10 protein-coding genes are annotated in these 13,197 nt (G+C 73.6%); 5 read left to right on the top strand and 5 right to left on the bottom strand.

The genetic code is table 11. The features are described 5' to 3' along the window. Positions 1-82: 82 nt before the first annotated feature. The gene (locus tag ACFZDA_RS03040; protein ID WP_391073924.1) at positions 83-1,129 is read left to right on the top strand and encodes a hypothetical protein; all 1,047 of its coding nucleotides are present in this window, start codon (positions 83-85) and stop codon (positions 1,127-1,129) included. On the opposite strand, the gene ACFZDA_RS03035 is transcribed toward ACFZDA_RS03040, so the two are convergent. Next, a complete protein-coding gene (locus ACFZDA_RS03035; protein WP_391073921.1) occupies positions 1,056-1,886 on the bottom strand; it encodes an alpha/beta fold hydrolase in 831 nt (276 codons plus the stop codon). The genes ACFZDA_RS03040 and ACFZDA_RS03035 overlap by 74 nt on opposite strands. An 88-nt stretch (positions 1,887-1,974) precedes the next feature. Between ACFZDA_RS03035 and ACFZDA_RS03030 the strand changes: the two genes are divergently transcribed. Further along, entirely contained in the window at positions 1,975-2,481 is a 507-nt protein-coding gene (locus tag ACFZDA_RS03030; protein ID WP_391073918.1) for a GNAT family N-acetyltransferase, read from the top strand. A gap of 15 nt (positions 2,482-2,496) precedes the next feature. On the opposite strand, the gene ACFZDA_RS03025 is transcribed toward ACFZDA_RS03030, so the two are convergent. After that, positions 2,497-4,095: an AMP-binding protein gene (locus ACFZDA_RS03025; protein WP_391073915.1), complete on the bottom strand. Its 1,599-nt coding sequence runs from the start codon at positions 4,093-4,095 to the stop codon at positions 2,497-2,499. Then, on the bottom strand, positions 4,092-5,771 hold the full coding sequence (locus ACFZDA_RS03020; RefSeq protein ID WP_391073912.1) for an AMP-binding protein: 1,680 nt from the start codon (positions 5,769-5,771) through the stop codon (positions 4,092-4,094). The genes ACFZDA_RS03025 and ACFZDA_RS03020 overlap by 4 nt, the downstream gene beginning before the upstream one ends. Positions 5,772-5,896: 125 nt before the next feature. Here ACFZDA_RS03020 and ACFZDA_RS03015 point away from each other — a divergent pair, with 125 nt between their 5' ends. From ACFZDA_RS03015 to ACFZDA_RS03005, 3 genes are all read left to right on the top strand, one after another. After that, positions 5,897-6,706 (top strand): LuxR C-terminal-related transcriptional regulator, encoded by an 810-nt coding sequence (locus tag ACFZDA_RS03015; RefSeq protein WP_391073908.1) that lies wholly within the window; start codon positions 5,897-5,899, stop codon positions 6,704-6,706. Positions 6,707-6,910: 204 nt separating this feature from the next. Then, positions 6,911-9,763: an AAA family ATPase gene (locus ACFZDA_RS03010; RefSeq protein WP_391073906.1), complete on the top strand. Its 2,853-nt coding sequence runs from the start codon at positions 6,911-6,913 to the stop codon at positions 9,761-9,763. A 211-nt stretch (positions 9,764-9,974) separates the two neighbouring features. Next, positions 9,975-10,766, top strand: a complete 792-nt coding sequence (locus tag ACFZDA_RS03005) for a trypsin-like serine protease (RefSeq protein WP_391073903.1) — start codon at positions 9,975-9,977, stop codon at positions 10,764-10,766. 155 nt (positions 10,767-10,921) lie between these two features. Here the strand turns inward: ACFZDA_RS03005 and ACFZDA_RS03000 are convergent, their stop codons facing one another. Both ACFZDA_RS03000 and ACFZDA_RS02995 read right to left on the bottom strand, forming a co-directional pair. Beyond that, positions 10,922-12,031, bottom strand: coding sequence for a DNA glycosylase AlkZ-like family protein (locus ACFZDA_RS03000; protein WP_391073900.1), 1,110 nt, complete (start codon positions 12,029-12,031; stop codon positions 10,922-10,924). 54 nt (positions 12,032-12,085) lie between these two features. Then, a complete protein-coding gene (locus ACFZDA_RS02995; protein ID WP_391073897.1) occupies positions 12,086-13,120 on the bottom strand; it encodes a zinc-binding dehydrogenase in 1,035 nt (344 codons plus the stop codon). Positions 13,121-13,197 lie beyond the last annotated feature (77 nt).

Below are 13,197 nucleotides of genomic sequence, written 5' to 3'. Positions count from 1 at the left end.
GACGGGCAAGCGGCGGACAGCCGGGGGTTCGCGGGCGCACGATGGACGCGCTGTCCCGATGTGACGCCGTACGGGAGTGGTGATGGCCGAGAGCGTTCCGGTGCGCTGTCCGTCCTGCCGACGGGAGCACCACTTCACGGCCCCGGCGTATCCGTGCGTGTGCGGAGCGCCCGTCGCCCCGCTCCTCGATCCGGACGGCACGGTGACGCCCGTCTCCCATCGCGTCTGGCAGGACGACTGGGTGACGGTACGGTGCGCCTCCTGCGGACGGCACGGGGAGTGGCCGCGGCCGGAGGCGGGGTGCCCGTGCGGAGTGGTGCTGCGGGTGCCGCTGAGGGGCGGTTCGACTGGCCAGGACCCGAGAAGCTCTGACGGGAGGACCCGGGACACGACGGCCGACGAGGGCCCCACGGCGGGCGGCGCGACCGGCCAGGGCACGGCGGCCGACGGGGGTCTCAGCTCCGACCGGGGCCTCCCGGTCGACGCCGGCGCCGAGGCCGGCAGGCAGGCCGCGCCAGGCCCGGGCGGGGCGACCGGGCCGCGCGATGCGGCAGCCCCCGGCGAGCGGCCCTCCGCCTCAACCGCCTTCGACGACACCGCCGCCCCACCGGACGCCGAGCGAACCGCCGCGTCACCGGGCGGCGAGCGGGCCCTTGCCTCGGCCGACGGCGAGCGGGCCCTCGCCCCTTCCGATGCCGGTGCCGGTGCCGGTGCCCCCGACGGTGCCGAGGCCCCTCGGCCGCCCTTCCACTCCGTCACGATCCGTACCGCGCTCGACGCCGTCACCGCCGCCGCGCTGTATCTGCGCTGGCTCGGCTACGAGGGCGTCCGGCGGGCGGATCAGCGGCCGCCGTCCGGGATCGGTCTCGCCGCCCGCGGCGTCGTCGCGCTGGTCGACCCGGCCGTGCGCCCCGCGACCCTGCGGGACGTGGAGTGCCTGTGGCTGACGGCCATGACGGAGTCGGCGGACTGCCTCTGCTTCTCCCTCGCCGGGTACGCGGACGACGCCCGGGCCGGCGCCGACGCCCTCGGCGTCCCGCTGTTCGTCCTGGACCTCACCGGCACTCCCCGGCCGGTGAACGCCCCGGCCGGGGCTCTGACCGGTCCTGGTCCTGCTCCTGGTCCGTGAGCGCCGCCGCGGTGACGCGGGCGAAGGCCTCCGGATTGTCCAGCATGATGTTGTGTCCGCAGTCCGGGACCGCGACGACGGACACCCCGGACGCGGTCAGCGCGTCGGTGCCCGGCAGCGGGCCGTCGGCCTCGGGCAGCAGGAAGGTCCGGGGGATCTTCAGGTCCAGCAGGAGTTCCCGCATGGTGGGGACGGTGCCGCGGACGAGGTGGACCGCGCTGCGGTGCAGGGCTTCCCGGCCGGCCAGACGCATCGTGGACCACCAGTGGGCGCCGACCCGGTCACGGACCTCTTCCCACCCCCCGTCCAGGAACTGCCGCTCGGTGTAGGCGGCGATCCCGCTGCTGCCCGGCGAGCCGGGGGCGCGCGGTATCGGGTCGAGGTTGGCGTCGACCAGGACCAGCCGGGAGACCAGACGGGGGTGCCGGGCGGCCAGGACGATCGCCACCGAGCCGCCCATGCTGTGCGCGATCAGCTCCGCCCCGGTGACGTCCGCGGCGGTCAGCGCGGCGGCGAGGGCGTCGGCGTGTGCTTCCAGGGTGTAGTCGAAACCCGTGGGCCGGTCGCTGATGCCGTGCCCCAGCAGGTCGACGAGCAGCGAACGGTGACCGGCCAGCAGGGGATGGACCGCGATCGGCGTGAAGTAGGCGGGCGACGTGGCGCCCAGCCCGTGCACGTAGACGCGTGGCGGTTCCCGTCCCGGCAGTTCGACCCAGCGGATCCGATCGCCCTCGGGCGTCACGGCGGTGTCGCGCACGGTCTGCTCCCCCTCGCGGTTCCAGTCGGTGTGGAGGGACGAGGGTAGCCACAGGGTCCCGGTGGGCACCGCGCCGCATACTCACCCCATGCGCATCCGACCCGCGACCGCCGCCGAACTCCCCGCCCTCCAGGACATCGAGCGTGCCGCGGGTGCCCCGTTCCGCGACCTCGGCATGCCGGAGATCGCCGACGACGAACCGCCCACGCTGGACGTACTGGAGCGCTACCGCGCGGCGGGCCGCTGCTGGGTCGCGGCGGACGAGCGGGACCACCCGGCCGCGTACCTCCTCGCCGAACCCGTGGACGGCGCCCTGCACATCGAGCAGGTCTCGGTCCATCCGCGCGCCGCGCGCCGGGGCGTGGGCCGGGATCTCCTCGCGTACGCCGCCGAGCGCGCCCGCGAGGAGGGCCTGCCCGCCCTGACCCTGACCACCTTCACGGAGGTCCCCTGGAACGCCCCGTACTACGCCCGCCTCGGCTTCCGCACCCTCGCGGAGACGGACCTCACCCCCGGCCTGCGCGAGATCCGCGCGGCGGAAGCCGCACACGGCCTGGACCGCCGGCCCCGCGTGTGCATGCGCGCACCACTGTGACCGTCCCGGGAGCCGCTATCCCCGCCCGCCCGCGAACCTCTCCCGCAGTTCCACCTTGCGTACCTTCCCGGACACCGTCATCGGGAAGGAGTCGAGGAGCTGAAGCCTGGTCGGGATCTTGTAGTGGGCCAGGCGGTCCTGGCAGAAGGTCTGGAGTTCGTCGAGGGTGAGCGGGTCGGCGGGGTCGCCGGGGATGACGCAGGCGAGGACCTCCTCGCCGTAGCGGTCGTGCGGGACGCCCACGACCTGGACGTCCTGGATCTTGGGGTGGGCGTAGAGGAACTCCTCGATCTCGCGGGGGTAGATGTTCTCCCCGCCACGGATGATCATGTCCTTGATGCGGCCGACGATCTCGACGTAGCCGTCCTCGCGCATCACCGCGAGGTCGCCGGTGTGCATCCAGCGGCCCGCGTCGATCGCCTCGGCGGTCTTCTCCGGCTCGTTCCAGTAGCCGAGCATCACGCTGTAGCCGCGGGTGCACAACTCGCCCGCCGTGCCGCGCGGCTGGGTCACGCCCGTCGCGGGGTCGACGATCTTCACCTCGATGTGCGGCAGGACGCGGCCGACCGTGCCGGTGCGGTGCTCCAGGTCGTCGTCCATCCGGGTCTGGAGCGAGACCGGGGACGTCTCGGTCATGCCGTAGCAGATGGAGACCTGCCGCATGTGCATCTCGGCGACCACCCGCTTCATCACCTCCACCGGGCAGGGCGAGCCCGCCATGATGCCGGTGCGCAGGGAGGAGAGGTCGTACGAGGCGAAGCCGGGGAGGTTCAGCTCCGCGATGAACATGGTCGGGACGCCGTAGAGCGAGGTGCAGCGCTCCTGCTGGACCGCCTCCAGCGTGGCCTTGGGGTCGAAGGACGGGGCCGGGATCACCATGCAGGCGCCGTGCGAGGTGGCGGCGAGGTTGCCCATGACCATGCCGAAGCAGTGGTAGTAGGGCACCGGGATGCAGATCCGGTCCTGCTCGGTGTAGGCGATCAACTCGCCCACGAAGTAACCGTTGTTGAGGATGTTGTGGTGGGAGAGGGTGGCCCCCTTGGGGAAGCCCGTCGTGCCCGACGTGTACTGGATGTTGATCGGGTCGTCGCAGGACAGGCCGTCGACCGTGATCCGGGCGCCGGGAGTGCCCCGCCCGAGCAGCGAGTCCCAGCTCGGATCGCCGATGTAGACGACCTCGCGCAACTCGGGGCATCTGCCCCGCACGTCGTCGACCATCGCCCGGTAGTCGCTGCTCTTGTGGCTGAGGGAGGCGAACAGGAAGGAGATCCCGGCCTGGTTGAGGACGTACTCGACCTCGTGGGTGCGGTAGGCCGGGTTGATGTTCACCATGATCGCGCCGATGCGGGCGGTGGCGTACTGGACCAGGACCCACTCGGGACAGTTGACCGCCCAGATGCCCACCCGGTCGCCCTTGACGACCCCGGAGGCGAGCAGGGCGGAGGCCAGCTCGTCGACGGCCGCGCCGAACCGCGCGTACGTCCAGCGCCGCCCGGACTCCACGTCGACCAGCGCCTCACGGTCCGGCCAGGCGGCCACGGCCCGGTCCAGATTGGCCCCGACGGTGTCGCCGAGCAGAGCCGTCCCGCTGGTCCCATGGCTGTACGACGTCATCGGAAGTCCTCCTCCCGGTATTCGGCGTCCGACCCGGCCGCCGTCGCCTCGCGCAGCTCGATGCGGCGGATCTTGCCCGAGACGGTCTTGGGCAGGGCCCCGAACTCCAGGCGGCGGATGCGCTTGTAGGGGGCGAGGGCCTGACGGGAGTGCTCGAACAGCACCTTCGCGGTGTCGGGGCCGGGCTCCCAGCCCTCCGCCAGGACGATGTACGCCTTCGGCACCGCGAGCCGCAGTTCGTCCGGCGCGGGCACCACGGCCGCCTCGGCCACCGCCTCGTGCTCCAGCAGCGCGCTCTCCAGCTCGAAGGGGCTGATCTTGTAGTCGGACGCCTTGAAGACGTCGTCGGCGCGGCCGACGTAGGTGATGTAGCCGTCCTCGTCCCGCGCGCCGATGTCGCCCGTGCGGTAGTAGCCGCCGGCCATCGCCTCCGCCGTGCGGTCCGCGTCGCCGTGGTAGCCGGTCATCAGGCCGACGGGGCGGTCCGACAGGTCGAGCGCGATCTCGCCCTCGCGCGCGCCCGGCGCACCCGAGACGGGGTCCAGCAGCTCGACGCGGTAGCCGGGGCTCGGCCGGCCCATCGAGCCGGTCTTGAGCGGCTGGCCGGGGCTGTTGGCGACCTGCACGGCCGTCTCGGTCTGGCCGAAGCCGTCCCGGATGGTGACGCCCCAGGCCCGGCGGACCTGCTCGATGACCTCCGGGTTGAGCGGCTCACCGGCGGCGACGACCTCGCGGGGCCGGGTGCGCAGCTGCGTCAGGTCGGCCTGGATCAGCATGCGCCAGACGGTGGGCGGGGCGCAGAAGGTGGTGACCTGGGCCCGATCCATCTCGGCCATGAGCCGGGCGGCGTCGAACCGCGTGTAGTTGTACAGGAAGACGGTCGCCTCGGCGTTCCAGGGGGCGAAGAGGTTGGACCAGGCGTGCTTGGCCCAGCCGGGTGAGGAGATGTTCAGATGCACGTCGCCGGGCTTGAGGCCGATCCAGTACATGGTCGACAGATGCCCGATCGGATACGAGGTGTGGGTGTGCTCGACGAGTTTGGGCCGGGCGGTGGTGCCCGAGGTGAAGTACAGCATCAGCGGGTCGTCGGCCCGGGTCGGGGCGTCGGGTGTGAAGCGGGCGGGGGCGCCGTAGGCGTCGTCCAGCGGCAGCCAGCCCTCGGGCACGGTCCCCGCGCCGGTCGCCGCGATACGGGTGTAGTCGCCCGGGACCTCGGCGAACTTGCCGGTGTCCTCGGGGCGCGCGATGACGTGCCGGACCCGGCCGCGGTCGACGCGGTCGCGCAGGTCGGCGGGGCCGAGCAGCGGGGTGGCCGGGATGACCACCGCGCGCAGTTTCATCGCCGCGAGCGCGGTGATCCACAGTTCGGCCTGGTTGCCGAGCATCACGAGGATCCGGTCCTCGGCGCGCACGCCCCGGGCGCGCAGCCAGTTGGCGAACTGGTCCGAGCGTACGGACATCTCCCCGAAGGACAGCTGTGTCTCGCGGCCGTCCTCCTCGACGATGTGCACAGCGGTGCGGGCGTTGCCGTCCGCGATCTCGTCGAACCAGTCGAGCGCCCAGTTGAAGTAGTCGGGACGGGGCCAGCGGAAACCCTCGTAGGCCGTGCCGTAGTCCTCGCGGTGTTCCAGCAGGAAGTCCCGGGCGCTGCGGAACGCCTCCGTCGCCGATGTCATGTGTCCTCCTTGGTACCGGACCGTTGCCGGGCGGCTCCGAGCCATCGTGTAATCCGTGATGCGGGTCTCACTACCCCCGAACGGGGGGTGCGCCCGCACAGGAGCCGTCGTGAAGGGGCGAGCAGGTGACAGCAGACGCGTCCGAAGTGGTCGAGGTACGGAACGCGCTGCTGCGTCTGCGGCGCGCCACCGGCCTTCCGGTCGCCTTCGGCGGCCTGATGGAGGCCGGGCAGCACATGCGCATCAGCGAACTGAGCGGCACGGCGACGCACGCCCTGCGTTCCCTGGTGGTGACGTCGGGAAACGGGCTGGGCGGCAAGACGCTGGTGCTGGCGCGGCCGTGCGTGGTGACGGACTACTCGGTGTCACGGCAGATCAGCCACGAGTACGACGCCCCGGTGGCGGTGGAGGGGCTGCGCTCGGTGCTGGCCGTGCCGGTGGTGGTGCGGCACTCGGTGCGCGGGGTGCTGTACGGGGCGCTGCGGACGGCCCTGCCGCTGGGCGGGCGCATGCTGGACGAGGCCGTCGAGGCGGCGCGGGACGTGGAGCGGGCGCTGGTCGTGCGCGAGGAGGCCCGCACGCTCGCCGCCGAGGGCGGGGCCGGCGCGGGACGGGAGCAGGTGCGGGAGGCGCACGCGGCGCTGCGGGCACTGGCTCCGAAGATCGCGGATCCGCGGCTGCGGGCCGAGCTGCTCGACGCGTGTGCCCTGCTCACGGCCGACACCACACCGTCGGACCGGGTCCGGCTGACGCCGCGCGAGGTGGATGTGCTGGCGTGCGTCGCCGCGGGGGCCACGAACGCGGTCGCGGCCGAGCGGCTGGGGGTGACGCCCGAGACGGTGAAGGGGTATCTGCGGTCGGCCATGCGGAAGCTGCGGGCCCGGACCCGGGGCGAGGCCGTGGTCGCGGCACGCCGGGCGGGATGGTTGCCGTAGGTTTGTGATGTTTTTCCGTTACCCCCGCCGTTCGCTGTGCCGACGGGTTCCCGACCGGTTGCCGCCGCCGTGTTCCGCCGCATTCGGGAGACCGATGAATTCACGCACGGACCTGCGTTGTTATTTCCCTCACCAGTCCGTCTGTCCGAAATTCAAAGAGCTGTTGCCTAATATTGGCCAGGACACGCCACACGGAGGGGAGCGGTGACCGTGCCACGGGACTTCCAGGAGCCTCCCAGGAGCCGCCCCGACGTGGTCATCGGCCGGGAGGACCTGTTCACGTCGGCGCGTGAACAGCTCGGCCGAGGCGGCAGTGTGCTGCTCCACGGCCCCGCGGGAATTGGAAAGTCGACGGTCCTGCGGGCGCTGGCCGCCGATGACGCCGGTGGCGCCCGGACCGTGTTGCGCTGCTCGGCCACCGAGTCCGAATCCCATCTGCCCTTCCTGGCGCTGGCCGACCTGTTCGGGCTGGTCCTGGACGACATCTCCGGCGCGCTGCCCGCCGCCCAGCGCACCGCCCTGGAGTCCGCGCTCACCGGGCGCGGCGAATCCACCCTCCAACGCGACGGCCTCGCGCTGCGCCTCGCCGTGCTGTCGGCGCTGCGTGCCCTCGCCGCCCGGGGCCCGGTGCTGGTCGTCGCCGACGATCTGCAGTGGCTGGACGCGGCCAGCGCCGAACTGCTCGGTTTCGCCGCCCGCCGGCTGGGCGACACGCCCGTGCAGATGCTGTGCGCGGTGCGGACCGAGGGGCAGGAGTACGACCGTCATCTACGCGCGTCTCCACCGGACACGCTCGCCGTCCGGCTGGGCCCGCTGTCCCGTACCCAGGTCTCCGCACTGCTCGACCACCGCGGCTACACCCCGCTGTCCCGCTCCACGATCCGCGACATCCACCGCACCAGCGGCGGCAATCCCCTCTTCGCGCTGGAACTGGGCCGCGCCCTCGCCGAGAGCCCGACCCGGCCCCGGCCCGGCGAGCCGCTGCCCGTGCCCACCTCACTGCGGGCGCTGGTGCTGAGCCGGCTGGAGATGCTGTCCGACGAGGCGCGCCGCACCCTGCTCGTGGCCAGTGCCGGTGCCCGTCCCACGCTGGCGCTGCTGCACGCGGCCGGCCGCGAGCACGCCGAGGCCGAGACCGCCCAGGCCGCGGCGCTGGGGCTGCTCGCGACCGAGGGAGAGGGTCCCGCCCTGCGGTTCGCGCATCCGCTGATCTCGGCGGCGCTGTACGCGGAGGCCCCGGCGCACGAGCGGCGGGCCGTGCACGCCGCGCTGTCCACGGCGGCCTCCGATCCGATCGAGCGGGCCCGGCATCTGGCCCTGGCGACCACGGGCACCGACCCGGAGGTGGCGGCCAAGCTCGCCGAGGCCGCCGCGCTGGCCCGGGACCGCGGGGCGCCGTCGGTGGCGGCCTCGCTCGGGCTGCTCGCGGCGCGGCACACCCCGGCGGACAGCGCGCCCGGCCCGGACGAGCGGCGGCTCCAGGCCGCGGAGGACGCGATCACCGCCGGTGAGGCCGATCTCGCCCGGGACATCGCCCGGGACGTGCTGACCCGGGCCACCGTGCCGGCGGAGCGGGTGCGGGCCTGGATGGTGGTCATCGAGGCGGCCGGGCAGGCGCTCGGCGACGTCGACGCCGTCTTCCCGCAGGTCCTGGCCGACGCGGGCGACGACCCGGGGCTGCTCGCCCTGGTCCACTACCAGCTGGCCTGGCGCGGCCTGGTCGTCGAGGGCGACTTCGCCGAGGCCCGGCAGGAGGCCGCGCACGCGGCGGAGCTCGCCGCCCGCGGCCAGGACCGGCGCACCGAGCTGATGGCGCTGTCCTTCCAGGCCTCGACCGAGACCCTGATGGGCCACCCGGACGCCCCCGCGACCGTCGAACGGGCGCTGAAGGAGCCGCAGGACCCGTATGTGGCCTGCCATCACAACGGCGCCGGCTCGGCCCGGTTCCGCTGGCTGATCATGAGCGACCAGCTGCCCGAGGCGCGGGCGACCATCACCGCGCTGCTGCGCGAGGTGCGCAGGCGCGGCATGGTCGAGAGCGAGGTGCACTTCCTGCGCTTCCTCGCCGACACGGAACTGCGCTCCGGGCACTGCGGCCGGGCCCTGGACCTGGCCCGCGAGAGCCTGCGGCTCGCCCGGGACGCCGGGATCGGCGAGGGCGCCTCCGCCATGCTCGCCTCCCTCGCGGAGGCCTCCGCCGGGGACGTCGACCGGGCGCTGGCGCTCGCCCGGGAGGCGGCCGACCACGCCGAGGTCGACGGCGACCAGATGTACCTGTCCCGTGCTCTGGCGGCCCTGGGCTACGCCCAGTTGGTGGCCGGGGACCCGGCGGCCGCGGTGCGTTCGCTGCGCCGGGTGCGGGAGCTGGAGCTGAGCCTCGGCATCAACGACCCGGCGCGCGGCCGCTGGCACGGCGACCTCGCCGAGGCGCTGGTCCGGGTCGGCGAACCGGGCGAGGCCCAGGACGTCATCGACACGGCACGGGTGCACGCGCTGCGGCTGGGCCGGGAGAGCGTGCTGGCCGTCCTCGACCGGGCCGAGGCGCTGGTGCGGGCGGCACGCGGCGAACACGAGGCCGCCCTGGTCCGGCTGGCCTCCGTCCAGGACCGGCTCGGCCGGCTGGGCTACGGCCTGGAGGAGGCCCGGGCCGCCTTCGCGCTGGCCCGGCTGCGCCCTCGGGCCGCCGCCTCTCCCCGCGCCGGCGGCACTCCCCTGCCCGGACCGGCGTCCTACGACGAGGCCGCCCGGCTGTTCCGGCGCTGCCGGGCGCTGCCCTGGCTGCGGCAGGTCGACGCGGCCGCCGCTGCCGGGCCGGCGGCGGCGGAGCCGGCCTCCGTCGCACCGCCCGTCGCGCTCGACGCGCTGGAGGGCCTCGCGGCGATGGAGCGTCAGGTCGCCTCCCTGGTGATGGAGGGCGCGACCAACCGGGAGATCGCGGCCCGGCTTTTCATCAGCGTCAAGACCGTGGAGGCGACCCTGACCCGGGTCTACCGGAAGCTGGGGATCCGGTCCCGGGTGGACATCGTCCGGCTGGCGGCGGGCCGCCGTACGACCTGACGCACCCGCGTCCACCAGGCCCGTTCGGCCCGACCGAGGGTTTTCCCTGCCCAACTCCCTTAGGGGGTTCCCTCATTGGGAGCCGGCCCGTCCGGGCTCTAGCTTTGTCGCGTGCCGCTCGCCGGGCACACGGAGATCCGAACAACGGCGTCAGGGTCACCGTGCACCACCACCCGCGCGACCCCCCACCGGCAACTCCCCGAGGAGACCCATGTTCGGGTTCGACCGTGCCAGAAAGGCCGCCGCCGTCGCCACCGCGGCCGCTGCCGCCGCCGCGACCGCGCTGCTCGCCGCTCCCTCCGCCGTCGCCGCGCCCCAGCCGATCGTCGGCGGCACCACGACCACGACGACCGCGTACCCGTTCGTCATGCAGATCACGGACGCCTCGCAGAGCCAGTTCTGCGGCGGCACGCTGGTCTCGCCCACCAAGGTCGTCACCGCCGCCCACTGCATGGTCGGCGAGACGGCCAGCAGCGTGCGCGTCGTCGGCGGCCGCACCTACCGCAACGGCACCAACGGCACGGTCGGCAAGGTCAGCAAGATCTGGATCCACCCGAACTACACCAGCGTCACCGACGGCGACGACGTGGCCGTGCTGACGCTGTCGACGTCGATGCCGTACACGCCGGCGAAGTACGTCTCCTCCTCGCAGACCTCGGTGTACGCGGCCGGCACCACCGCCCGCATCCTCGGCTGGGGCACCACCTCCGCGGGCGGCAGCGCCTCCAACCAGCTGCGCACCGCGACCGTACCGACCGTGTCCGACTCCGGCTGCGCGAGCTCCTACGGCTCCGACTTCGTGCAGAGCGACATGGTGTGCGCCGGAAAGACCTCCGGCGGCGTGGACACCTGCCAGGGCGACAGCGGCGGCCCCCTGCTCATCGGGGGCGTCCTGGCAGGCATCACTTCCTGGGGCGAGGGCTGCGCCCAGGCCGGTTTCCCCGGCGTCTACACCCGGCTGACCACCTTCTCCAACCTGGTCACGACACAGGTCAACTCCTGACCGGGCAAAGCTCCTGAGTACCCCTCAGGTGACATACCAGGGGGCGTTGCGGGCCTCCACGAGCGGCCCGCAACGCCCCCTCTCCATGTGCCGGTGATCGGTGAAGCTGGAGACGGTGGCGGTGACGGGCCGGGGGGACTGAGCCAGCGCTGCGATCAGCCCCGTACGGCACCGAAGCGGATGTCGTACGACGTCTCCGGGTGCATCGTCCGCAGCATCCGTTCCCCCTCGGCGGTGACCTCCTCGCGCTGGGCCCTGGTGAGCCGGCCGAAGGGCTCGACGACGAGGGCGTGCTCGTCCAGTCGCCACAGGCCCGCGAGGAACCCGTCGACGAGCAGGGTGCGGTGGGCGATGTTGCCCTGCCAGGCGCGGCCCCGGTACTCGGGCGGGACGACGCGGGTGCGGTCGGCGTGGGAGAGCAGCAGGTTGTCGAACTCGGGCAGGAAGCGCGGCGCTGCCGGGGTGTCCGGGTCGGGGCGGGGGGCGCCCGGCAGGTCGAAGAGCTCGACGCCGCCCTCGTCCCGGAAGGTGACCAGTCGCGGGCGGAGACGTTCGAAGGCGTCGCGCAGGCGGGTCAGTCCGGCCCAGGTCTGCATGTCCCGCACGGAGGCCGGGCCGAAGGCGGCGAGGTAGCGCAGCACCACCGCCTCGGGCGTGGCGGCCGGTGCGGCGGGGCGGCCCAGCCAGTGCTCGGCCGTGGTCAGACGGACCTGCCCGCTGCGGCCCCACAGGCCGCGCGGGGTCACCTGCACGAGCGGCAGCCGGCACCGGGCGGCGACGGCCAGGGCCTGCGGGTCGGCGTCGGGCCACTCCTTGAGCAGGGCCTCGCGCAGCTGCTTCATGGTGCGGGGCTCGGTCTCGACGAGGTCGCGGGCGAGGGCGGCGAGCCGGTCGAGATCGACACCGGCGAGTCCCTTGCGGAAGTTCGTCAGCTCCCGGTCCCGGGCGGGCTGCACCAGCGGACGCAGGGTCAGGCAGTCGTCCGCGGTGTGGGTGTGGATGGTGGAACGCACCGTGACGATCCGGACGACCTCGCGGTCGGCCATCAGCCGGGACAGCGCCTCGGGAGCGAATCCGTCGAGGCGGGCGGCGAGCGCGTAGTACGGAGGCTTGACGTTCTGCGCCTGGAGGCCGACCAGGTGCTCGACGGCCGCGGCGGCACTGATCCGGGCCGGCCGCAGGAGCAGCTGCCGGTCGAGGGTGGCGCGGTTGAGGGCCCGGATACCGAGACGGGGTGCCGTGACGCTCCGCTGGGTGTTCGTCATGGGAAGCACGGTAACGACAGTCGCGGACAGGTTCTGGCCGCAACGGGGAGGGGGTCAGAAGGTGATGAGCGCCTTGAGGACGCGGCGGTCCGCCATCGCCCGGTAGGCGTCCGGGGTCTGGTCGACGGCGTAGCTCCGGTCGAAGACGCGGCCCGGTTCGATGGTGCCGTCCAGGACGTCCGGCATCAGCTCCTCGATGTAGGCGCGGGCCGGGCTCGCGCCGCCGGTGAGGGTGATGTTCCGCATGAACGTGGCCGGGCCGAGGGGCCCTTCCTCGTACTGCGGGACGCCCAGCCGGCTGATGGTGCCGCCGTCCACGACCGCCGCCAGGGAGGTCCGGAGCGTCTGGAGGGTGCCGACGGCCTCGATGACCTTGTCCACGCCGTCGCCGCCGGTCAGTTCGCGGACGCGGGCGACACCCTCCTCGCCGCGCTCGGCGACGACGTCGGTGGCGCCGAACTCGCGGCCCAGGGCGGTGCGGGCCTCGTGCCGGCCCATCAGGACGATCCGTTCGGCGCCCAGCCGCCTGGCGGCGATGACCGCGCACAGGCCCACCGCGCCGTCCCCGACGACCAGGACCGAGTCGCCGCGGCCGACGCCGGCGGTGACGGCACCGTGGTGGCCGGTGCCCATCACGTCCGAGAGTGTCAGCAGCGAGGGCAGCAGCGGTGAGCCGGCGTCGACCGGCAGCTTGACCAGGGTGCCGTCGGCCTGGGGGACGCGCACGGCCTCGCCCTGGCCGCCGTCCACGCCGTCGAAGCCGTACCGGCCACCTCGCCGGCACGAGAAGTGCAGGCCCCTGGCGCAGTAGTCGCAGGTGTTGTCGCAGTACGTGAACGGCGCGACGACCAGGTCACCGGGTTCCAGGGCGGACACGTCGGAGCCGGTCTCCTCGACCACGCCGAGGAATTCGTGCCCCATCGGGCGGCCGGTGCCGGTGGCGGGCAGGGCCCCGTAGGGCCACAGGTCGCTGCCGCACACGCACGACAGGACGGTGCGCACGACGGCGTCGGTGGACTGCTGGATCGCCGGGTCGGGACGGTCCTCGGTCCGGACGTCACCGGCGCCGTACAGAACGGCTGCGCGCACAGCTTTCTCCTCTTCCTCGACAGGGTGTGACGTCATCCACCGTGCGGCCCCGCACGACCTCCAGGGAGGCCGGGCCC

The sequence above is a fragment of the Streptomyces sp. NPDC007991 genome (genome assembly GCF_042958445.1).
GTDB lineage: Bacteria > Actinomycetota > Actinomycetes > Streptomycetales > Streptomycetaceae > Streptomyces.
The sequence above is the reverse complement of the archived record's forward strand: the minus strand, read 5'-3'. Positions and strand labels throughout refer to the sequence as shown.